The following is a 24,286-nucleotide window of genomic DNA, read 5'->3' on the forward strand; positions in this document are numbered from 1 at the left end:
TTTTTCGCGTTTAAAATCAATTAAAAATTCAACTGTTTGTATTGCAGTGTCTTATGTGTTCACGTTCACGGTAGTGAACAAACGCAATTTTTTTATAATTAATTGAATATTAGCGTTTTGCATTTTGTGTTTTTAAGATGTGTTACTAATCCATTGAAGTTCAATGATTTACAATTTGAAATTGTGAACACGTCTACAACAACTCCACCAACCTTTCCAAAGCCATGCCGCGGGAGCCTTTTATCAGCACCGTTGCATTGGTTATCGGGCTTTGTTTAAGGCCTATCATCGCATCTTCGGCAGTCATGTAAAAAGTGGTATTGATGAGATTGGTATTATCCACCTCGGTTTGCTGGCTGGAGAAATCTTTGCCGATAAAAATTCGCTCATCCACCTGGGCCGCCATGGCTTTTTGGATAACCGAAGTATGTTCAACCGCCGATTCTAAACCCATCTCGAACATATCGCCCAGGATCATCACCTTATGATCAGCCTGTACCTTATCCATGTTTTCGATAGCTACGAACATGCTGCTTGGGTTAGCGTTGTAAAAATCGCAAATGAGGGTATTGGTAGCTGTTTTAGTGATCTGCGAGCGGTTGTTTTTGGGCTGATAACCCTCAATGCCCTGGTCGATCTCGTCGGACGAAAGCCTAAAGAAACGCCCGATACAAATGGCAGCCAAAATATTATCCAGGTTATAGGCCCCGGTAAGCTGCGACTGCACGTTGTAAGACGAACTTGTTTTATCGTGCCACTTCAGCGTTAAAAAAGGGGAGTTATCCAGCAATTTACCGCTCACCAGGTTATTACTATTCATGGTTTTGCCGTAGTGAACCACGTTTTTTAAGGCACGTGCTTCCTGCATGTCTGTAAGCACCTTGTCATCGCTATTTACAAAAGCTATCTTCTGTGTTTCGGACTTCCCGTCTGCCGGACTTTCCGACTTAGCTAAATAATCATACAGTTCCCCTTTACCTATTTTAACTCCCTCGACCCCGCCGAAACCCTCTAAGTGGGCTTTACCTACGTTGGTGATTAACCCGTGGGTTGGCTGCGCGATGGTGCATAACAGGGCTATCTCTTTTTGATGATTGGCACCCATTTCTATCACCGCCATTTGGTGCGATGTATCGATAGCAAGAATGGTTAATGGTACACCGATGTGGTTATTTAGATTGCCCTGTGTTGCCAGCGTTTTAAACTTTTGCGATAGCACGGCTTTGATCAATTCCTTTGTTGTGGTTTTGCCATTGGTGCCGGTAAGGCCAATAACCGGGATGGTTAACTGCCTGCGGTGGTGCCTTGCCAGGTCCTGTAAAGCGGTAAGAACATCACCAACCAATAAAAACTTTTCGCCGGTTGCATATTCGGGGTTATCGATAATTGCATAGGCCGCACCTGCTTCAACTGCCTGTGGCGCAAAAGTATTCGCATCAAATTTATCGCCTTTTAACGCGAAAAATAAGCCGCCGGGCGCAATTTTACGGGTATCTGTACTGATAACCGGGTGTTGGATAAATAGCTTGTATAGTTGTTCGGTGGTTGTTTTCATGATAAAATTGTAAACTAAATTACGCTTCTCTGTTCATCCAGGCAATAACGGCTTTAATTTCTCCGTATGTATAAGCATCACCCAAAACTTCTTTAATAGGCGACAGCATGGCGCTGCCATAACTTTCAACCGCTTCTTTTATAGCCGGGATCTTATTTTCGTTAACAAATTCGAATACGTCAAGTTCGCCGGTTTGTATAAAACGGCTCAGGTGGCCTTCAATTGTGGTTGGCGATAAACCGCGCTCGTGCGAGATCTCGGTAACGCTTTTACCCTCTTTATATAGGGTATAAGTAAACTGAAAGGTATCTGATACCTTACCCTTTTTAATTTTTGGTTTGCGCTCGCGCTTAACCGATTTCTGTTTAATGCGCGATGGCAGCCCTTTCGCAACGCTATAATTAGTTACGATAGCCAAAAACTCGCGGCCGTATTTAGCAAGCTTTGCATCACTGAAACCCGAAATCAATCGTAACTCGTCCATTTTTTGTGGTAGATAAGTGGCAATTTCTAATAATGTAGCATCTGTTAATATTATATCAGCAGGCAGGTTCTCGCCAAGGGCAATTTCCTGTCGCTTTTTGCGCAGATCGGCCAGTAATTCAGCCTCATAATTCAGCACTTCCTGTTCCTGCTCATCTGTAACCTGGCTTGCTATCAGTTCAACCTTTAGATCGCCCTTTAAAACGGCTTCGCTTTTTGGGGTAAGGCGGATAGTTGGGAAACCTTCGTCAACGCTTTGCAAAAATCCTTGCGAGATCAGTTCGCGTAGGTAGCGCTGCCAGTCGGCCTTGCTGATATCTGCGCCTGCGCCATATGTTTTAAGTGCTTTATGGTCGGCCCAGATCTTCTCACTTCTTGAACCACGAAGGAAATCGATGAGGTATGTTGTGCCGAAACGCTCCTTTAATCTTGCCACCGCAGAGAGTGCTTTTTGGGCGATAAGCGTACCATCAAATTTGGTAAACTCGCTCAGGCAAAAATCGCAGGAGCCGCAATTATCCGGGAATGCTTCGTCAAAATAATGCATCAAATACTGGCGGCGGCAGGCGTGCAGCTGGCAGTAATTTACCATGTCATCCAGCTTTTTTAGCATAATGGCACTTTGCTCTTTGTTGTTTTCTACCGTAGCAAATCCACGCAATTTAATGGCATCGCCGGGCGAGTAAAGCAATAGCGCATTAGAAGCCAAACCATCCCTGCCTGCACGGCCGGTTTCCTGGTAATAGCCTTCTATGTTTTTGGGCAGGTCCATATGCACCACGTAGCGCACATTGCTTTTGTTGATACCCATACCAAAGGCGATGGTTGCCACAATGATCTTGATCTCATCTTTCAAAAAAGCTTCCTGGTTGCGTGCCTTTACCTCGTTGGTTAGCCCGGCGTGGTAGGCTGCCGCAGCGAAGCCCTCTTCTTTTAAGTCATCCGCCAGGGCTTCTGTCGACTTCCGGGAAAGACAATAGATGATCCCCGAATCATCTTTATGCGACTCTAAAAAGCCTAAAAGTTGGTTAAAACTGTTCTTTTTGGGGATGACGCGGTACGTAATGTTCTCGCGGTTAAATGAGGATATAAAAACCGCAGGCTGATGCAGGTTTAGTTTTTCTAAAATATCTTTTTGGGTAAGCTTATCGGCGGTAGCAGTAAGGGCTATTACCGGTACTCCGGGAAATTCTTTTTTCAACCCCGCCAGCATCAGGTACTCGGGGCGGAAGTCGTGGCCCCATTGCGAGATACAGTGCGCCTCATCAATAGCTATCTGCACCACGTTTAGGGTATGCAAAAAAGCCATCATACGGTTATCGGCACCAAACAAACGTTCTGGGGCTAAATACAGCAATTTCAATTTGTTATCGCGCAGCTGTATGGCAATGTCCTTTTGCTCCTCGGCACTCTGGCTGGAGTTTAGGAACGCCGCGGGGATGCCGGTAAGGTTCAGGCTGTCTACCTGGTCTTTCATTAAGGCTATCAGTGGCGATATTACGATGGTTAAACCACCAAGCAATACGGCAGGTAACTGGTAACAAAGGGACTTGCCACCGCCTGTTGGCATTAGCGCCAGAGTGTCTTTATTATTTAAGACGTTGGCTATGATGGCTTCCTGCGAAAGCCTGAACTCTGAGTATCCGAAATATTTTTGAAGGGCTTGTATGGGCGTCATGGTGTGTATGCAAAAGTGCAGATTTGAATTAATAGCCTTATGATGAAACCTCAAAAAAATATCTTTAGATTAGCCTTTACTGACACAAGCATTTTATACATGATAAAAAAGCTACTCTTTGTTTTGATAGCCGCGCTCTGCGGTATCCCTGTTTTCGCGCAGCAGCTACAATCGCCCGAGCAATTTTTAGGATATAAACTTGGCGATAAGTTTACCCCGCACTACCGTGTGGTAGAGTATTTTAAATACGTTGCCCAAACGGCTAAGAACGTGCAATTACAGCAATTTGGCACCACAAACGAAGGCCGCCCGTTGCTGGCCATGTTCATCGCAAGTGATGATAACATTAAAAGACTGGAAGAGATCCGCCACAATAACCTGCGCATTGCGGGCGTAGAGAGCGGTGCTATTACGCCAAATTCGCCGGTAATTACCTGGCTAAGTTATAATGTACACGGCAACGAACCGGCATCGAGCGAGGCCGCGATGTGGACCTTGTTTGACTTGGCCGATCCATCGAACGCAAAATCGAAGGAATGGTTAACAAACAGCGTGGTAGTTATTGACCCATGCCTTAACCCAGATGGGCGCGACCGTTACGTGAACTTTTATAATTCGGTAGGTGGTATAACGCCTGATGCCAGCCCATTATCGCGCGAGCACATGGAGCCCTGGCCGGGCGGCCGCGTAAACCATTATTACTTTGATTTGAATCGCGACTGGGCATGGCAGGCACAAAAGGAAACGCAGGCACGTGTTGGCCTTTTTAACCAATGGCTGCCCGAAGTGCATGTAGATTTTCACGAACAGGGCTACAATAACCCATACTACTTTGCCCCGGCTGCCGAACCATACCACAAGGATATTACCCAATGGCAGCGCGATTTCCAGGTGGTGATTGGTAAAAACAACGCCAAATATTTCGACCAAAATGGCTGGATGTATTTTACCAAACAGGAGTTTGACCTGCTTTACCCATCATACGGCGATACTTACCCGCTTTATAACGGCTCGATAGGGATGACTTACGAGCAGGGGGGCATTAGCGGGGGGCTTGCGGTTGTTACCCGCAGCGGTGATACGCTTACTTTGGCGCAAAGGGTTTCGCACCATCACACAACAGGCTTAAGCACCGTAGATGTTGTATCTGCAAATGCCCAAAAGGTAGTAGATGAGTTTAAGAAATTTTATGATAACAGCCGCCAAAACCCACCGGGCCAATACAAAACCTACGTAATTAAAAACGACAATAATGAAAAGGTGAACGAACTGGCAAAAATGCTTACCCGCAATGGCATCCAGTTTGGTTACGGGCTGGCTAACAAGTCGGTAACCGGTTACAATTACTTTACAGGCGCTACCGAGCAATATAATGTAGAGCCTAATGACCTGGTGGTAAATGCTTATCAGCCAAAATCGGTATTACTGCATGTGTTGCTGGAGCCAAAAACCTTTATCCCCGATTCGGCAACGTATGATATTACCGCCTGGGCACTGCCTTATGCTTATGGGTTAAAAGCTTATGGTGTAAAAGAATCTTATAAACCGGCCAACACCAATTCGAGCGTGGTTAAACCTGCTGCATTAACAAATACCAGGGCATATGCTTATGTATCGGCGTGGCAATCTGTTGCCGATGTCAGGTTTTTATCGGCTTTACTGAAGAAGAATATTAAGGTACGTTACTCGGAGTTGCCTTTTGAGGCCAAGGGTAAAAAGTTCACCGCAGGCTCCTTATTGGTTACCCGTGCCGGGAACGAGAAAATAGATTTTGACCGCATAGTTACCCAACTTGCTGCCGATATGGGCCACGAGATTACGCCGCTATCATCCGGGTTTGTAGATAAGGGGTCGGATATTGGATCGTACGATGTAAAATTTATTAAACAGCCACACGTTGCATTAATTACCGGGGATGGCATTAACTCGGAAGCGATGGGCGAGGTTTGGCACTTTTTTGAACAGCAAATTGGTTATCCCATCAACCTGATCCGTTACCAGGATATTAACCGCATTAAACTGGCAGATTATGATGTGCTGATTATGCCCGACGGTAGGTATAACGATCTTACAGCAGACAACCTGCAAAAGTGGGTTAGTGATGGTGGCAAACTTATCGCATTAGAAAATGCGGTAGCATCGTTGGTTGATAAAAAAGGCTTCGATATTAAAAAGAAGGAAAGTAAAAAAGATGATAAGGCCGATCCGAAAGCCAAGCCAAGCGTTAAACTTTATGCCGACCGTAACCGCGATGCCATCCGCTCCAGCATCCCCGGTGCTATATTTAAGCTGAATATGGACAATACCCATCCGCTTGGCTTTGGTTTCCCTAATTATTATTACTCTTTAAAACTAAGCGATGATATTTATGATCTGCTTGGCGATGACAATTGGAATGTTGGCACTATAGAAAAGAATGGATATGTGGCCGGCTTTGCCGGTGTGCAATCCAAACAAAAAATAAACAACGGTATGCTGCTTGGCGTACAATCCATAGGCCGCGGCTCGGTAGTTTATTTGGTAGACGACCCGTTGTTCCGCAGCTTTTGGGAAAATGGCAAACTGCTGTTTAGCAATGCCGTTTTTATGGTAGGGCAGTAAGACAGTTTGCAGTTTGCTGTTAGCAGTTTGCTGATTATTATTAGCCCGACAAAACAAAAAGCGATGAACTATACGTCCATCGCTTTTTTGTTTTGGTGCGAACTGCCTACTGCAAACTTACCCTCCGCTCTTCACTCTGCCTTTTTCGTCTTCGGCACCGGTTTGGTGCTGGCGGGCTTTTATCTTGTTGTTGCCAAAGTTGTAAGTAAAGGTTATGCGGGCAATACGGGTTTCGTTTTTCTGCACCAGGTTTAGATTGGTGACCGAAAAGTTGGTACTCACCCTGCTTTTACGGGTGTCAAATATGTCGGACACTGCCAGTTTAATATTCATCTTTTTCTGGTAGAACGAGTGGCTGATGCCGGCGTCTATCGCGTATTGCGATTTTATTTTGAAGATGCTATAGCTTTGGGCTGACTGGTAATTGCCAGTCACTTCTAATTTATATCCCGGTACCATAAACGTTTGCGTTGCGCGGCCCTGGAAAGAGAACTGCCCGTTGTTTAGCGCCTGGCCCAAAAGCACCGGCGACTTAAAATTCTGGTAAAAACCATCCACATTAACATTTCCCGTCCACCATTTGGTAATGGTGTAAGGCGTATTGATATTGATGTTATAATTATCGCGTGTTGCCAGGTTTTCGTTGGTTTGGAAAGTTGCTTTCTTCACGGTATCGGTGTACAAAACATCCACACTTGCATCTGTGGTGCGGCTGTAGCCAAGGGTTACGTTAACGGTTTTATTGTAGGTGTAGATAAGTTCGAAGGTGTTGGTGTACTGTGGTTTAAGAAACGGGTTGCCTTTTTCGTAAGTGTACTGGTCCAGGTAATAAATGAAGGGGTTAAGGTTGTCATAACTCGGGCGGTCGATGCGGCGGCTATAGCTTAAGCCAACCTCATGCTTATCAGATAAAGTTTGGTTAATAAACAAAGTTGGGAAAAGGTCAAGGTAAGATCGGTGCACTATCTGGTCATTAGTGATGAGGTTACCCGTAGATATGGTGTTCTCGGCACGTAAGCCTGCTTGTATTGATGTTTTCTTAAACGTTTTGCCAAGGTTTACATATGCCGCGTTCACCTTTTCATCATAAACAAACCGGTTGGTGCGCGATGGGTCGTTCATAAATGCTCCACCTTGTTCAATCTCGGCCTGCAGGTTGTTATCCGTTTTTACCGAACTAAATTTTACACCCGTTTCAAGTTTCAAACTTTTGCTAAGCGGGTAGGTATAATCAGCCTTGGCAGTATAAATGCTGATGGTTGATGGTGTTTGGTTACGCAAATACAATGATGGCTTTTGTGTGCTGCCATCCGGCAGGAAAAAGTATGTATCGTAATTGGCGAAGGAGTTGTTCTTAAATTTAGAATAATCAAGGTCGATACTCAGTTCCTGGCCGGCTGTGTCTATTACCCATTTATCATTCAGGTTTACGGCAATGTTGCGGTAAGTTTGTTTGATGCCGGTAAGGGTGTTCTGGAATGAATCTATCCCCATTGGTACCGAACCAATGTTGGTGCGGCTGGTATTGTTATTCACTTCGTTGGTGTAATCGCCGCTTACCACAAAACCCAGGGTATTGGTAGCCGATGTATTATAATCTGCACCCACCCGGTAATTGTTATAATGTACCGGCTTTTTCATTATAGTGTTCTGGGTGAAGTAACGCGTAGTTGGCCCACTTACTACGGTACGGTTAATGTCCAAAACATTTTGGCGGGTAATATCGCCACGGCTAAGCGTACCAAATAGATTCAGGTTTCCTGATTTATGGTTTATGGTTAGGCTGGTGTTGTCCCTGAAGTTTTTCCCGTAACCTGCGCCGGCTGTTAAGCTGCCGTTGGTGCCGCTTTGCTTATTCTTTTTAAGTTTTATGTTAATAATACCCGAGTTACCCGATGCATCGTACTTTGATGATGGGTTGGTGATCACCTCTATCGATTGAATGGTGCTGCCATCGGTAGACCTTAACATGGCAGCCAACTGGGTGGACGATAAGTAGGTAAGTTTATCGTTTATCATCACGGTTACACCCTGCTTACCTTTAAGGGTGATGTTATCGTCCTTATCTATAGTAACACCCGGTGCGCGTTCCAGGATCTCTAAAGCAGAGTTGCCCGCGGCAAGTACACTATTCTCCACATTCATTACCGTGCGGTCAAATTTACGTTCGATAAGTGGTTTAGCCGAGGTGATGGTAACCCCCAGCAGATCGCGACTGGTTTGTTGCATGGTTATGGCTGGCGCGCTGGTGGCATCGCCGGTAACGTCAAAAGCGGGGCTAAAAGATGGTTTATAGCCTACATTGGTTGCTTTAACGAGGTACTTGCCTGCCATAACACGGTCGAAAACGTATTTCCCGGCATCGTTTGTAAGCGTACCTTTTACTACAGACGAGTCTTTGGCCCGTAAAAGGGTAACGGTGGCATAGTCCATTGGTTTTGCTTGCTCGTTTAAAAGCAGACCGTTTACTGTTGCCGGTTTTGTGCTTTGTGCATTAGCTATAGTACTACTTATAAGCAGTACTATTATATATAGTAGTTTGGTGATGCGAGTTTTCATGGTTGTAAAATTTAGGCAATACGAGCCCTGCGAAGGATTTTCTTTCGATTTTTTGAATGGGCAATAAAACTTGAATTATTGGGGCGGTTATATCGCCGGGCTATATGATATATTGTGTAGGTGTATGCATGGCTGTAGGTTTATGTTGTATGCGGGCAATATGCCAACATGTTGATGTCTTTGTTATAAGATGGTAAAAGGGTACTAAAGGTTACAGATAAATGTTAATTTATTAGCTGTGGGAACAGTATTTCTGCAATATCCTGATATATAAAGCTATGTGCATGGCCGGGGGTTGCCGCACGCGTTTTGTTTGATGCCAATGCCGTTTTTGTAGTATGCGGCAATACATGATTTTTATGAGTAGATGAATTATAAAATGGTAATATAAGCCCGCTGAATAACAGCAGGCTTATATATTTTATGATGGGTTCCATTATTGCCCGGCGTTTGCTTTTGCAGTACTATCTGCAATAACTTTTTGTTGCGGCGTTTGCGGGATAACCAGCGTATCTACCTTACATTGCAAACCGTTATCGGTCATAATAAATTTTGCAGGCGAATGGTCGTCGCGTTTGTTGGTGCTGTTGCAGCCGTAATAGTCAATATCCCTTAAAAAGCGGTCTATCTGGTCGTCAACAACAACTTTTGAATTTAACGGGATCCTGAGGGTTAAATGTAACCTTTGGGCGCGCCATAACCGGTCGCCTTGTTTTTCTAAACGGCGGTTAAATTTAAGAACGTTACCTTCCTGCACAAACTGATAGTTGGTGCCACGTGCGTTGTAAAGGGCTTCCTGGTAATCGCTGCCACGGGCACTAAAAGATTCTACAAGAACGGGCTCAACCACGTCACTTTTCTCAATTGTGATATCTATGTTTTTATCGGGCATGTCCATGTTGTTATCGTCGTCATCATCAAGGATAACACGGTTACCAAAATCCTCTTTAACCCTCAGGCGGACGCTGTCTTCCTTCGTCAGGAATTTAATATCATTGAGCTTTAAGTAATAAGTACTATCGGCAGATGGTTTGATGTTTATGGTTTGGCTAAAGCTGGCGTACTCTTTAAAGTCTGCAGATGTTTTAGCGGTGTAATATATAACGATGCTTAAAGCGATGATCCAGGTCATTAACAATGCAGATCCCGCGGTGCGGTTGATAACATTACCACGAAACACATAATGGATAAGTGTTAAGATAATTGCAAGCAAAGGTATAATTGACATTAGCAATGCGCAAACTATAAATATGTTATTAACGTGCTGGTTGGCAATGTTAAAAGGGAAGATGCGATAAATGCCCATGTTGAAATTGCCGTATGCAAAAGCAGATACGGTAACTATAATGAGTGCTATGATACCCGCGAATGCGCTGGCGATAAGTGCAATGGCTATCAGTTTGCCAAAAACCTTACCGGCACCGCCTAAAAAATTACCAAAGTGGCCAAAAATATCACCGGCAAAATCGCGGGTTTTGTAAACAAAAGGGCGGGCTTCGTTATGAAAGTTGTGCAGGCTGCCTTTAATCGTATTCAGCTCTTCTTCGAAGTTGTTTTTAAAACCCTGCAGATCCTGCTTTTGGCCTTTCATAGCCATGCGGTCGGCACGGGTAATGGCCTTAGGAATTACTATCCATAGTATAACGTAAATTATAAAGCCGGTGCCAAAAAATGCTACCGAAATGGCAAACAACAAACGTATCCAAACCGGGTTGAAATCAAAGTAGTTAGCTATGCCCGAGCATACGCCGGCAACCAAGTGGTCGTCCGGGTCGCGGAACAGGCGGCGGGGCTCGTTGCCGTAGGTAAAAGCTTGCTGCGCATGCGGTTTTGCGCCGTCTTCCTCTATTTCAAAATCCTCTACCGAGCCCATTTGCTCAACAACGGTTTTTACATCCTGTATAACAATAACCTGTTTGCCCTCTTTAAGCAGGGTCTCGTTAAACATTTCGGCAATGCGGTTCTCAATATCGGTTGTAATTTCCAGGCTATCTGCCGAGTTCAGGAAGTGGCGCTGCACATCGGTCATGTAGCTTTTAAGTATCTCGTAGGCGTCCTCCTCTATATGGAAAACAATGCCGTTTATATTTATGATTATAGTCTTATTCATGATGGGGTGGTAATTTGTTGTTTATTAATTGTTTCTGTTGCCAATTGCGGTTTCTACGGCAAAGGCCAGTTCCTTCCAGGTACCGTCGAGCTGCTCGAGCACCTTACGGCCTTCATCACTAAGCACATAGTACTTTCGTGGCGGCCCGGATGTCGATTCCACCCAGTTGTAAGAAAGTAGGCCATTGTTCTTTAATCGGGTTAATAAAGGGTATAGCGTACCCTCAACCACAAGCAAGCGGGCTTTCTTAAGCTCAGCAATTATGTCTGATGCGTAGATCTCGCCCTTTGCTATAACGGAAAGAATGCAGTACTCCAGTATGCCTTTCCTCATTTGGGTTTGTGTATTTTCAACAATCATAATGCAAAGATATATGTTTTGGAATGTATTATGCAATACATAGTACTGTATTTTTTATCTTTTTTAATTTTTTTAAAATATTTTTATGAAAAAGCACCTTTTTTTACTTTTTTATTTGATTTATTGATAGTGGAACAGTACTTTTATGATTAATTAACTATTAACTGATCTTATTATTAACAAACATGAAAAAACTTCTACTAGTAAGTTTGTGTTTCCTGATGTTATGTGTAACGCAGGTGTATGCACAAAATCGTACAATTACTGGTACAGTTACTTCAAAGGATGACGGTTTACCGTTACCGGGAGTAAGTGTTCAAGTAAACGGAACCTCAATTGGTACCCAAACCAATGCATCTGGTAAATTTAGTCTTAGTGTTCCTGCTTCGGCAAAATCATTAAGCTTCTCATTTATCGGTTTTCAAAAACAAACCGCTAATATTGGTTCAAGCGACGCGCTAAGCGTTTCTTTAGGCTCAAGCGCTAACCAGTTGGGCGAAGTGGTAATTGCAGCTGCAGGTTTGCAGGTACAAAAAAGCACACAGGGTTACGCCACAACCCAATTAAAAAGCCAGGCTATTACACAAGGTAAAACACCAAGTGTTGCAGCAGCATTATCTGGTAAAGTTGCAGGTTTGCAAGTTAACGTTGTAAGTTCTGGTGTAAACCCACAAGTACGTATTGTGCTACGTGGTAACCGTTCATTACTTGGTAACAACCAGGCCTTGATCGTTTTGGATAATATCATTGTTCCAAACGCGGTTTTAACCAATCTTAACCCGGAAGATATCGAAGACATCCAGGTGTTAAACGGCTCTTCTGGTGCGGCCCTTTATGGTTCTGATGCATCAAACGGTGCGATTTTGATCACAACCAAAAAAGGTAAAAAAGGACAGACTTCAATTCGTTTTTCAAACACTACAAGTTTAGAGCAGGTAAGCTTTTTTCCTAAAGTGCAAAACAAATTTGGTTCTGGTTCAACTTCAGGTATCCAGGAGTACATTCCTTTTGAAAACCAACAGTATGGCCCGGCCTTTGATGGTTCTTTAAAACCAATTGGCAGGGTGCTTGAGAATGGTGATCAACAGATCGTTCCTTACTCTGCAACCAATTCAAAGAATGATTTTTGGGAAACAGGTGTTATGAACCAGTCAGATTTCACCTTACAATCAGGCGATGAAAAATCTACTGTTTACTTATCAGGTCAGTATGTAACTCAAAATGGTACAACTCCGGGTGATAAATACAACAGGGTTTCGGTACGTTTAAATGGTACACGCGATCTTGGTAACAAAGTAAGCATGGATTATACTGCTAATTACGTGCAAAACCGTTACGATATCACTTCTGCTACCGGCACTATCTATGATAATTTGTTGAACCAACCGGATAACATACGAATCACTGATTACAAAGATTGGAGAAACAATGAGTATGCTAACCCTAATGGTTTCTACAATGATTATTATGATAACCCTTACTATGCTAAAGACAACAACCGTCAAAAGACTCGTAATGATTATTTGATCGGTAAGGTGGAGTTGAAATGGAAACCTATTTCTGAATTAACGTTTACAGGCCGTGTGGGTATCTCTACATACAACACTTCAGAGAAGATTTACTCTAACAAATTTGTATTTACTCCATACACTGTAGCAGGCGATAAATTTAACGGCAACAACAATATCCCAGGTAGCGTTAGCGATAATAGTTCTTACACAACTCAATTATTGTCTGAGTTGCAAGGTACTTACGCTAAAACATTTGGCGATATCAAAGCATCATTCACTGCAGGTGGCCAAATGCGTGGGAACAATGATAATGCACAGAATGTTAATGCAAGTGGTTTGATCCAACGCGATCTGTTTAACGTTTCTCAACGTTACACTCCGAACGTTAATGGTAGTCAAAGTTCTGCTGTTAGGCACCAACTGGGTATATACGCGGATTTAAGGTTAACTTATAAAGACTACTTAACCTTAGAAGGTACAGGCCGTAACGATTGGACTTCAGTATTAGCTGTTCAGAACCGTTCATTCTTTTATCCTTCGTTAAGTGCTTCATTCATTCCAACCACCGCGTTCGAAGAATTAAAAAATAGCCATATTTTAAGCAGCTTAAAAATCCGTGCATCTATCTCTAAAGTAGGTCAGGCAAACATCGGCGCTTACTCTAACATACCTACTTACGGGCAGGCAGCTGGTTATCCATTTAGTACTGGCCCTGGTTACAGGATCAGCGGTCAATTGGTATCTCCAAGCTTACGCCCGGAGATCACTACAGGTTTTGAGGGTGGTTTTGATGCGCTATTTCTTGATGAGCGTATCTCTTCAAGCGTAACTTATTACAAAACAAACACTAAAGATCAAACTGTGCCAACTGGCGTTTCTAACGCAACGGGTTATACCTCGTTCCTTACTAACACAGGGAATGTGAAAAACGAAGGTATCGAGGCAGTGTTAAGTGTTATCCCTTTAAAAACCGCTGATTGGCAATTAACTTTGGGTGCTAACTACACTTTTAGCGATAATAAAGTAACTGAAATAAGCGGTGACTTGAAACAATTAGCACTAAGCAGCGGCGGTAACGCACAGGTTTACGCAATTACAGGCATGACATATCCGATGTTACAGGGTATCGATTATCAACGTGATCCTCAAGGCCGTGTTGTGATTGACAGGACTACTGGTTACCCAATTGCTAACTCAGCACAAACTATTTTGGGTAACACTAACCCTAAACACCGTTTAGGCTTAAACGTTGAGGTGAAATACAAATCATTAAGGTTATTCGCCCTTGCGGAATACCGTGGTGGTTTCGTTATTTACAATGACGGTGCAGGTGGTTTTGACTTCTCTGGTTCAGGTATCAGAACAGCTTACTACAACCGTGAGCGTTTTGTATTCCCTAATTCATCATACTTTGACGCTGCAAGCAACTCATACGTTCCAAACACCAATATTACTGTATCTGACGGTGGTGCTGGTTTCTTCCCTGATGGTAATTTTAACAGAAATGTTGCTACTAACTACATCTATAGTGGTGCATCTTGGAAACTGCGTGAGGTATCGCTGTCTTATGATTTGCCTAAAACTTTGTTAGCGGGTCAAAAAGCTATCAAAGGTGTAAGCATCAGTGCACAAGGTCGTAACTTGTTCTTGTGGGTACCTAAATCAAACATCTATACCGACCCTGAGCTTAACTTCAGCGATGGTAACGCTATAGGTATTACTTCGTTAAGCCAAACGCCTCCAACACGTTACTATGGAGCTACCTTAACAGTTACATTATAATTTTAACACAAACAGAAATGAAAAGGATAAAAATATTTAGTATGATACTTTTGGGGGGGTGCTTAATTGCTGCTACCTCATGTAAAAAGTATCTGGATGTGAATAACAATCCAAACTCTCCTATTGATGTGACGCCAGATCTAATTTTACCTGCAGCGTTAGCCCAAACGGCAGCTACCAACGTAACTTTTAACAGTTACGGTGCGTGGGCTGGTGGTTACCAGGCAAATGCTGGTGGTTACGGTGGTTTTGGTTCGGTTTTAACTTACAATTACTCAACTCAGGATAACATCGGCTTGTGGTCTCAAAGTTTTAACAACCTTAACGATTACCAAACCATCATTAACAAAACAGATGCAACCGGCGTTTACAAAAACTACAACGCGATTGCTAAAATAATGAAAGCGTTTTGTTACTTACGCTTAATTGATGTGTACAATGATGTGCCTTACAGCGAAGCATTAAAAGGATTAGGTAACCTTGCTCCAAAATATGACAAAGCCGAAGACGTTTACAAAGGTTTATTTGGAGAGATCAACGAGGCAATTGCTTCATTAGCGCTTGCTAACGATCCTCAAAAAACAATTAAAACGTCTACAAGCCCTAACAGCAGCAGGATCGATATCGTGTTCGGCGCTGGTGAAACAGCTGGTGGTGCAGCAAATAATGTTAATTTTGAAGCTGCAGATGGTTTCCCTTCTGCCATGTGGACTGAATTTGCAAACACGTTGAAACTTAAAATGCTTGTACGTACCCGTGAAGTACCAAGTTTTGCTACTACTTTTAATGCTGAGAAAGCGAAACTGGTTGGAGCAACATTTATTAAATACGATGTTAAAGTACAGCCGGATTACGCCGGCCAAGATGGTAAACAAAACCCTGCATGGAATGCTTATGCTTACAATGCAACCGGCGGTGCAAGCCAGTTAACAACTATACCAACTTTTTATGCGGTTGGTTTTTATAATGGAACTAAACTTTTGAACCGCGTAACTGGTCAGGGTATTACTTACTCAAGCCTTACAACAGCTAACCAATTGGGTATAGTCGATTCATTTGTTCCAGGATCTCCAAACGGTACAGTTTGGTATGTAGGGTCTAAAGCCGGTACATCAGGAGATGCTTTGGGTATTTTAAAAGGCCCAAAAGCTGCAATGCCATTAATGCTTTCTTCTGAAAGTTATTTTTTACAGGCTGAAGCAAATCTTTTCTCGATAGCAGGTACACCAGCAGCTGCAGAAAATAATTTTTACACCGGTATCGATCAATCTTTTAAATACTTATACACTGCTCAGGATGAGTCAATCAGCCCCGATCACTTTGGTATCATTAAATACGGTTTAGATGATTCAGATGTAGGTTTCTACAGAACAGACGGCGACGTTAACTCTACCAGCTATTTAGCTAACTTTAACTTAGCTACAACTACTGCTCAAAAACTGGAAGCTATTATCACGCAAAAATGGATCTCTGAAAACTACATCCATAGCAACGAAGGTTGGTCTGATTACAGAAGAACAGGCTATCCTAAAGTTGTAGCTGGCGACAAGTACACTACATTTGCTTCGGTACAATCACAGTCAACACATCCAGATAAATTACCTGTTAGGGTGCTGTATCCTTCTTCAGAATATGCGCTAAATCCGACAAATGTACCTCAAGGTATAAGCCCATATACATCTCGTGTGTTTTACGATTTGAATTAAGAATCATTTAAATAAGATAAAATGAAAAAGTATTATAACGTTATATTATTCACCCTTGCTGTTACAGGATTAACATCTTGTTTAAAGGATGATAAAACAAACTTAACCCCCAATAATTCCCCAGCTGTTGTAGAGTTTTCATCGTCATTGGTGGAATTACCTGCTTCACCGGTAGGTAGTACATATGCTTTGTTCGAAAGAGCATACGACGCGGCGGCGGAAACAGATGTACCATTTGACATTAATTACACAGGTGGTGAAGCAGCTCCAAAAGACCTGAAAATCACCTTTGGTGTTAAGCCCGAAGCGGTAGCGCAATATGTAGCTGAACGTCTTGAGAGAGACAGAAAAACAGTTGTACTTGGTGTAATGCCGGCAAATTTATACACCTTGCCAACAGGTGTTGTAATACCTAAAGGACAGCGTAAAGTAACGGTACACATTAAGGTTAAAACAAACCAAGTTGTTGATTTTACCAAAATCACTATCCCAATCAGCATTACTGATGCAGATGGTGCCACTATTAGCGGTAACTATGGTACTATATTAGCTAAGGTTAACGTTAAAAATCAGTATGATGCTAATTATCATTCATCGGGTAGGTTTACCCACCCGGTTGCAGCTTCATCAAGGGATCTTGACGCTGACAAACGTTTACTTACAGTAGATGCTAATACAGTATCAACAAGTATAGCTGACGTTGGTAGCTCTATGAATCTTACTGTTAACGCTGATAACAGTGTAACTGTAGTTGGTTCATTAAGTGCTACACAGCCACTTAGTACAGTTCCTGGTAAGACAAATACATACGATCCTGCTACCAAAACTTTCCACTTGAATATTAGATATAGTGGCGGTGGCGGTTTCCGCATAATTCAGGAAGACCTGAAACGCATAGATTAATACAATCTATTGTATATAAAAAGCCGCCCTGAATTTTGGGGCGGCTTTTTTGTTTAAGGCAATTGTTTTGTACGGTTTAGAGCTATCACCACGGCGTTGGGAAACATATAAGTTACAGACGGGAGGAATTTGGCACGCCGGTTATAACAACACATCAATTCTGTACGATAGTTGGACTTATTAAATAATTATAAAAAGCGTTCGTAAATCAACAGACTGCTTTATTTCTTATCTACACTATATTTGCCCGGCCCGATAAAGAACAAACCTGCAAACATTATGGCATCTTCTATGGCGTGTGCCGCGCCCTGCATGCCATCGCCCTTACCAAAGTGCGTTGCCGCGGCAACAATAAGGTTTATAACCAATAGTAAACACACCGGCCTGAACGTAAGCCCTACAACAATCAAAAACCCACCCAGGGTTTCTACCAAAGCCGCAGCAAAACCCCAAAATACCGGTGCGAAGTGGATGCCGACATATTTTGTTGATACACCTAACCCTGCCCAGGCATTGATACCGCCAGTTAATTTGGGATAACCGTGGAAGATGAACATTGCGCCAAGCCCTACCCGGATGATGAGCAGTCCTAGATCTTTATACTGGCTTAATTTACTTAAGTACGCCATAATTGAGTGTGTTAATTTATGAATAACTTATTTCTACGCCTTCTGTTTTTACCGATAGGTTTATAGCCTTGCCCAACACCAAACTGCAATTATTTGATATATGCCCTGCCGGGAAATTAAAGCATACGGGGTAATCGTATTCGGCAACAACATCATTCACTATCTCGGGCAATGATTGGCCGAACGGAATGTCGTTATCTTTTAGATCGGTAAAGCCACCCACAATAAGCCCGGCAAGGTTTTTAAGTTTACCGGCACGTTTAAGGGCCCGCAGCAGCCGGTCTATTGCGTACAGGTATTCGCCCACGTCTTCAATAAACAACACCTTACCGCTGTAATCCATATCACTTACCGAATTAATTACGGCCAGCAGCAGCGAAAGGTTGCCGCCAATTAAGATACCGCCGGCGGTGCCCATGCGGTTTAACGGCTCGGGGGGTAAGTAGTAGTTCAGTTGCTCGCCAAATAGCGCTTTTCTGAGGGTTTTTAAAGAGTATGCGGATGCATCGGGAATATTCAAAGGCATTTGCCCGTGTATGCAGGGCAAACTATAATTACTTATTACGTGCGAGTGCAGCAGGGTAATATCGCTGAAACCCACCAGCCATTTTGGGTTAGTTGCAAGCTTACCAAAATCTACCAGGTCTACCATGCGTATAGTACCATACCCCCCACGGGCACATATAATGGCTTTAATGCTGTCATCATCAATAAAGCGTTGCAAATCGGCAGCGCGTGTAGCATCATCACCGGCAAATTGATGGAAACTTGCGGTAACGGTATCGCCTAATATCACTTCCAATCCCCATGACTCAAGCAAATTAACCGCATCCGTCATAGGGACGGGCAGTTTTTTGGCGGGGCAGGTAATAGCTACCTTATCGCCTTTTTTTAGGTATGGTGGGGTAAGAGGGTATGTTCCGTTGGCCGGCATAATTCTGAATAATTAAATTTGTGCTTTTGAGTGATCAACTTCCGTCTTCCGGTCATACGGACTTTCCGTCTTACCGACTAAAAAGTTATCTTTGCAAATTAATAAACATCCCTGTTTAATGTCGCAACTTAATAAATATAAAAGATACACCATTACATCGGCTTTGCCTTACGCAAACGGGCCGCTGCACATTGGCCACTTGGCGGGCGCATACCTGCCGGCAGATATTTTTGTACGTTACCTGCGGCTAATGAAAAAGGATGTTGTGTACATCTGCGGGTCCGATGAGCATGGTGCTGCCATCACCATAAAGGCTAAAAAAGAGGGCACCACGCCGCAGGCTATTATTGATAAATACCACAACCAAATAAAAGATAGTTTTGAGGAGTTTGGGATAGCGTTTGATATTTATCACCGCACCTCATCACCCATCCATCACGATCTTTCGCAAGAGTTTTTCCTGAACCTTTACGAGAAAGGTGAGTTCATCGAGAAATTCTCCGAACAATATTACGATGAAGATTTCGACCAGTTTTTGGCCGATAGATACATTACGGGAACCTGCCCTGTTTGCAGCTACGATAAAGCCTACGGTGATCAGTGCGAGAACTGCGGCACGTCGTTAAATCCAACGGATCTTATCGACCCAATATCGACCCTGAGTAACAAAAAACCGATCCTGAAGCCTACCAAGCATTGGTATTTACCATTGGATAAATACCAGCCCTGGTTAGAGAAATGGATAGATGAGAAAGAAGGTGAGTGGAAAGTTAACGTATTTGGACAATGCCGATCGTGGTTAAAATCGGGCTTGCAGCCAAGGTCTATGACCCGCGACCTGGATTGGGGGATAGACGTTCCGTTAGAAGAAGCCAAAGGCAAAAAACTTTATGTGTGGATGGATGCGCCGATAGGCTATGTATCTGCCACCAAACAGTGGGCTATTGATAACGGTAAGGACTGGCAGCTGTATTGGAAAAGGCAAGCCAATACCGAAGATGATGCCTGCCTTATGCATTTTATTGGTAAGGATAACATCGTGTTCCATTGTATCATCTTCCCGGCGATATTGAAAGCGCATGGCGATTATATATTACCACAAAACGTACCGGCCAACGAGTTTTTGAACCTGGAGGGCGATAAGCTTTCCACATCCCGTAACCACGCGGTTTGGCTGCACGAGTACCTGGAAGAGTTCCCTGGCAAGCAGGACGAACTGCGTTATGTACTAACATCGATATTACCAGAAACCAGTGATAGCGAATTTACATGGAAAGATTACCAGGCACGCGTAAATAACGAATTGGTTGCCATTTTGGGTAACTACGTTAACCGCGTAATGATATTGATGCACAAGTACTACGATGGTAAGGTAGAGAGCAACGATGGCAACATAAAGCTTACCGATGCCAAAGTAAATGCCGAACTTGGCGGTTACTACGACGATTTGGGAAAAAACCTGGAAAGTTACCGTTTCCGTGCAGCCATGCAGAACGTGATGGATATGGCACGCCTTGGCAACCGTTACCTTACCGAGCAAGAGCCATGGAAGACAATTAAAACTGACCCAGAGGCCGCTAAAGCAGCCTTACATAACAGTTTAATATTAATAGGCCATATTGCAACTTCCCTGCAGCCATTTTTACCGGCAACTGCAACCAAGATATTTGGTATGCTAAATTTAGATGCTGTTACTTTTGACCGGGAACTTGAATTTGCCAACGGCCATCAACTTAACCCGGCTGCTTTGTTATTTGAGAAGGTAGAGGACGAGGCAATAGAAAAACAAGTGCAAAAACTGGCTGATAAAAAAGCGGCGTCTAATGTTGTGGTAACACCCGTTACAGCACCTGCAAAAACCAATATCACTTTCGATGAGTTTGTAAATATGGATATCCGTACCGGGACTATCCTAACTGCCGAAAAGGTTGCCAAAACTAAAAAGCTTTTAAAACTGACGATAGATACCGGCATCGACCAACGCACCGTAGTATCGGGTATTGCAGAGCATTACGAGCCTGAGGCCATTATTGGCAAGCAAGTAAGCATCCTTGTAAACCTGGAACCGAGGGAGATAAAAGGCATCATGTCGCAGGGGATGATATTGATGGCAGAGAATGCCGAAGGCAAGCTAAGTTTTGTTGCCCCGGCGGATGAAATGCCGAATGGATCTGTAATACGATAAGCCACTAGGCAGATGTACAAATTGGTTTGACTAACTCATTCAAAATTTGCACCTTTGCAATTCTTTAAATACCGGTCCTGTAGTTCAACGGATAGAATAGAAGTTTCCTAAACTTTAGATATGAGTTCGATTCTCGTCAGGACCACTAACTTTCACCGAAATCCGCGAAATTTCCCGTAAAATTCGCGGATTTCTTTTTTTCACATACAAGATTCCATACAAAATCTGTTTTATGGTTAATCACGTCATGACGATTATGTAAATTGTAAAAAAATCAAACTTAAAATGGGTAGATTAGATATAAGTAATTGGGTTATACATTTTATACATAGAAGAAACCCTAATAATGATCCAGCTGAATTTAGCATTGATCCTGAAACTGGAGATTCTATGGATTTTCCTGATGGGTTTACATATGATGGTAATCCGATATTTTTAACTAACAAATATGAAGAAGAGGAATATGGATTAGCTTCGGATGACTATGCTTTTTATGTATTAAAAAAAATATTACATGATGGATATATAAAAGCAGGATGGTCTTATAGAAATTTTAACCCTACGATTTATGGCCCGAAGGCTGCGGTCTGCTTTACTGAAATGCCCTTATACGGCCTTATCGAATATGCGAAAAGCCGGAATGCAGAAAACTTTATTGAAGATTACGGAATTGCTTTCATTAAAGATGAATTGTTTCAAGCAGGGGCAAGACCTGTAATATATGGCTTGAGTACCCGGCATAAAGAGGCTGAACAGGAAGACCCTTTTTTTGGCATAGGATTACGGAACCTATCATTGGAAACCGGAATTGGACTGAAAGAACAATATCGATATGTGTATACTAACCTAGGAGCTAATAAAAGTACGAATTGGACACACGAACGTGAATGGCGATGGGCAGATCTAAATGAATCCTTTGATTTTCCAGGAATCCCTCTATTTGCTGCTAATAATAAAATTGCTTTCAGTAAAATAATTATCATAGTAAGGTCTACTGAAGAAGCAGAAGATGTAATCGACTATTTAAAAAATCTTTTTCATTCAAAGTCAACAAATTATGGACGAGAATATAATCTTCAAATCATCGCAAATAGTTATGTTTTGGCATTGGAGGAATTGAGCTCAATAGTAAAGGACGTTCACTTGATTAAATTGGATGATCTGCCATTACATAAGCTGCCCAAAATTGAGGAAGTAAAGGTATCTGAAGCAACGCTTGAAAAAGTAAAAATAGCTTGGTCGAAGGCTAGCGTGATTAGCTTACAAGCATCAACTGAATTTTATGAAGAGCATGTAAAAGGCAATGAAAAAGGGTCATCTGGATTTTCCCACATCATTACTTTCGACTCAAACTCTGAGATTACACAAGCTTTTATTAATCTGGAAATAGCGGAATCATACGCAGATGGCTATTACCATTTGAGGGGGCTTGATTCATATCATTCTCAAATAATTGATGTTCCTGAAGCTGGCATGAAGGCTGCTGCAAAATTTTTGTCTGAAGAGCTTGGCCAAAGCTTTTCCTATCATTCAAGGTTAGATTAACTCACCTTTCTAAAGGCGACAGTCATAGCCGTAGCTTTTTGATCATCATCAATTTTGTTATATCTTGCAAAAGAAGATACAGATTTATGGTTAGATATTGCCCTAATTAATTCTGAATCTATTCCCATTTTAAACATATACGACACAAACGTTTTTCTGCCCATGTGTGAAGATAGCAGCTCATGTAAAGGGTATATATTTTCAATCCTCTGACTACCTCTATATCTAACCTTACTTATTAATCTGTTCAATCCAGCTAATTTGCCTATATCCTTGAGGTAGTCGTTCATTTTTTGATTACTGATAACTGGTAGCGCCCTTGCGCCTATCAAGCTTTTATAACGATCTAAAATTACGATTGATTCAGGGATTAGAGGGATATTAACGCGGCTTTTAGTTTTGATTGTTGTAATGTTTATGAAACCATCGACTATATCAGTCTTTTTTAAGTTTTTAACATCAGAATATCTGAGGGACGTAAAGCAGCAAAAGCAAAATACATCTCTTACCTGCCGCAAATAATCCTGTTCTATTTCCAAATTATATAAATGAAATAATTCGTCGGCGGTAAGTATGATAATTTCCGCTTCTTGGTTTCTTACTTGAAATGCCTTATATGCAAGATTTTTATTATAACCTAACTTAGTTGACCAGTCTAAAAACCATTTCAATATCTTAATATTTTTAGATATGGTGCTATTGATATGCTTTTTTTGAACTTTAAAGTATTCGACATATTTATTAAAGAAGGCATTATCAATAACATCAAAATCAATGCTCATTCTTGTTTTTTGGCCAAATTCAAAAAGGTGCTTTCTATTTGTACTTAACTTCTTTACCGTAGCATTAGTAGCTTTTAGTTTATATCCTTCAATAAACTCATCATATAAAGCAAATAATGATTTTTTATTGGCCGTTTTGTCTGCGTTTAAAATGTTCCGTATGTAACTCGGCGTTGGTTGCCTGTTTGAAATAATTGCTTCCCTATATACTTTTTGAATTTCGTCACACTTTGCTTGTATAAGTAAATTCATTTCCATACTACCGGTTACGCTTGGTTTAACCCGGTTATTTTTTTCATCCCATTTATTAGTATCACAATGCTCGCCAGTAGATAGCCAAAGGCGTTTACCATCAAAAGTAAAATCAATTAATACAGGCACATTCTTGACTATTAATTCGCCGTTTTTATCTTTTCTTTTTTCCAGTTTTGGAGTTGCATTAGCCATTATATGTTTCTATTTAATTTGTTGTTATTGTTTAATAATTATATATAATATATTAATAATCAATTAGTTATAAAGATACGTATTTAAAATTATCAGGCAATATTATTTAGGGTGATGTGTCTTATTACACTCATTATTCGTACAAAATTTTGACTTTTTGTGGTTTATGATGAAGTTTAATCGAAAATTTGAAACCTTTCTTCAAAGCCTCGAAAATTTAAAGATTTCATTACGACTGAAAACTAATGCAATGTAATGAGCCACCAAATTTGGATAGCTGGTCGCAATTAATACTTAGCACATTAAAGCCCTGGCTTTCTAACCATTTTTTATTTATCCAATTATATTCGATCGGGCTATTTTTAGGTAACGAATATTCGGGCATGATAATGCAATCGTTAAACCTGATATAGTTTACATATTGGATATACCGCTGATATTGACCACCCAATTCCGGCGGAATGTGACCAGTGATTCCGCGTCAAATTGACCACCCCATTCCGGGGCAAACTGACC

General features: G+C 42.0%; 16 protein-coding genes and 1 tRNA gene. 7 read left to right on the top strand and 10 right to left on the bottom strand.

The genetic code is table 11. The features are described 5' to 3' along the window. Positions 1-193: 193 nt before the first annotated feature. Positions 194-1,555, bottom strand: a complete 1,362-nt coding sequence (locus ACVW0P_RS16345) for a UDP-N-acetylmuramoyl-tripeptide--D-alanyl-D-alanine ligase (protein WP_457133034.1) — start codon at positions 1,553-1,555, stop codon at positions 194-196. Positions 1,556-1,574: 19 nt separating this feature from the next. Continuing rightward, a complete protein-coding gene (gene recQ / locus ACVW0P_RS16350; protein ID WP_457133035.1) occupies positions 1,575-3,716 on the bottom strand; it encodes a DNA helicase RecQ in 2,142 nt (713 codons plus the stop codon). Positions 3,717-3,815: 99 nt separating this feature from the next. On the opposite strand from recQ, the gene ACVW0P_RS16355 reads away from it, so the two are divergent. Next, the gene (locus ACVW0P_RS16355; protein ID WP_457133036.1) at positions 3,816-6,317 is read left to right on the top strand and encodes a M14 metallopeptidase family protein; all 2,502 of its coding nucleotides are present in this window, start codon (positions 3,816-3,818) and stop codon (positions 6,315-6,317) included. Between the two features lie 117 nt (positions 6,318-6,434). Here ACVW0P_RS16355 and ACVW0P_RS16360 read toward each other — a convergent pair whose 3' ends face one another. The 4 genes from ACVW0P_RS16360 to ACVW0P_RS16375 all read right to left on the bottom strand — a co-directional run bounded on the left by ACVW0P_RS16360 (position 6,435) and on the right by ACVW0P_RS16375 (position 11,346). Beyond that, on the bottom strand, positions 6,435-8,876 hold the full coding sequence (locus ACVW0P_RS16360) for an outer membrane beta-barrel protein (RefSeq protein ID WP_457133037.1): 2,442 nt from the start codon (positions 8,874-8,876) through the stop codon (positions 6,435-6,437). Between the two features lie 224 nt (positions 8,877-9,100). Next, entirely contained in the window at positions 9,101-9,313 is a 213-nt protein-coding gene (locus ACVW0P_RS16365; protein WP_457133038.1) for a hypothetical protein, read from the bottom strand. Next, complete coding sequence (locus ACVW0P_RS16370; protein WP_457133039.1) at positions 9,313-10,986, bottom strand: PspC domain-containing protein; 1,674 nt, start codon at positions 10,984-10,986, stop codon at positions 9,313-9,315. Before ACVW0P_RS16370 ends, ACVW0P_RS16365 begins: the two co-directional genes overlap by 1 nt. A gap of 24 nt (positions 10,987-11,010) precedes the next feature. Beyond that, on the bottom strand, positions 11,011-11,346 hold the full coding sequence (locus ACVW0P_RS16375) for a PadR family transcriptional regulator (RefSeq protein WP_354426955.1): 336 nt from the start codon (positions 11,344-11,346) through the stop codon (positions 11,011-11,013). Between the two features lie 185 nt (positions 11,347-11,531). On the opposite strand from ACVW0P_RS16375, the gene ACVW0P_RS16380 reads away from it, so the two are divergent. The 3 genes from ACVW0P_RS16380 to ACVW0P_RS16390 are packed head-to-tail and all read left to right on the top strand — an operon-like array spanning position 11,532 to position 17,248. Next, entirely contained in the window at positions 11,532-14,639 is a 3,108-nt protein-coding gene (locus ACVW0P_RS16380) for a SusC/RagA family TonB-linked outer membrane protein (protein ID WP_457133040.1), read from the top strand. Between the two features lie 17 nt (positions 14,640-14,656). Further along, positions 14,657-16,345 carry a SusD/RagB family nutrient-binding outer membrane lipoprotein gene (locus ACVW0P_RS16385; RefSeq protein ID WP_457133041.1) on the top strand — a complete coding sequence of 563 codons (1,689 nt, stop codon included), beginning with the start codon at positions 14,657-14,659 and terminating at the stop codon, positions 16,343-16,345. 21 nt (positions 16,346-16,366) lie between these two features. Further along, positions 16,367-17,248 (top strand): BT_3987 domain-containing protein, encoded by an 882-nt coding sequence (locus tag ACVW0P_RS16390; RefSeq protein ID WP_457133042.1) that lies wholly within the window; start codon positions 16,367-16,369, stop codon positions 17,246-17,248. 221 nt (positions 17,249-17,469) lie between these two features. Here ACVW0P_RS16390 and ACVW0P_RS16395 read toward each other — a convergent pair whose 3' ends face one another. Together ACVW0P_RS16395 and ACVW0P_RS16400 are read right to left on the bottom strand one after the other, a co-directional pair. Beyond that, positions 17,470-17,877 carry a DoxX family protein gene (locus tag ACVW0P_RS16395; protein WP_457133043.1) on the bottom strand — a complete coding sequence of 136 codons (408 nt, stop codon included), beginning with the start codon at positions 17,875-17,877 and terminating at the stop codon, positions 17,470-17,472. Positions 17,878-17,893: 16 nt separating this feature from the next. Further along, entirely contained in the window at positions 17,894-18,811 is a 918-nt protein-coding gene (locus ACVW0P_RS16400) for a S66 peptidase family protein (RefSeq protein WP_457133044.1), read from the bottom strand. A gap of 118 nt (positions 18,812-18,929) precedes the next feature. Here ACVW0P_RS16400 and metG point away from each other — a divergent pair, with 118 nt between their 5' ends. The 3 genes from metG to ACVW0P_RS16415 all read left to right on the top strand — a co-directional run bounded on the left by metG (position 18,930) and on the right by ACVW0P_RS16415 (position 22,541). Next, on the top strand, positions 18,930-20,996 hold the full coding sequence (gene metG / locus ACVW0P_RS16405; RefSeq protein WP_457133045.1) for a methionine--tRNA ligase: 2,067 nt from the start codon (positions 18,930-18,932) through the stop codon (positions 20,994-20,996). 73 nt (positions 20,997-21,069) lie between these two features. Continuing rightward, positions 21,070-21,141: transfer RNA gene (locus ACVW0P_RS16410), tRNA-Arg, on the top strand. Between the two features lie 140 nt (positions 21,142-21,281). Continuing rightward, entirely contained in the window at positions 21,282-22,541 is a 1,260-nt protein-coding gene (locus ACVW0P_RS16415) for a hypothetical protein (RefSeq protein WP_457133046.1), read from the top strand. On the opposite strand, the gene ACVW0P_RS16420 is transcribed toward ACVW0P_RS16415, so the two are convergent. Continuing rightward, a complete protein-coding gene (locus ACVW0P_RS16420; RefSeq protein WP_457133047.1) occupies positions 22,538-23,770 on the bottom strand; it encodes a tyrosine-type recombinase/integrase in 1,233 nt (410 codons plus the stop codon). The genes ACVW0P_RS16415 and ACVW0P_RS16420 overlap by 4 nt on opposite strands. A gap of 229 nt (positions 23,771-23,999) precedes the next feature. Continuing rightward, entirely contained in the window at positions 24,000-24,221 is a 222-nt protein-coding gene (locus ACVW0P_RS16425) for an agmatine deiminase family protein (protein WP_457133048.1), read from the bottom strand. Positions 24,222-24,286: the final 65 nt, after the last annotated feature.

This window comes from Mucilaginibacter sp. UYNi724 (assembly GCF_054057495.1).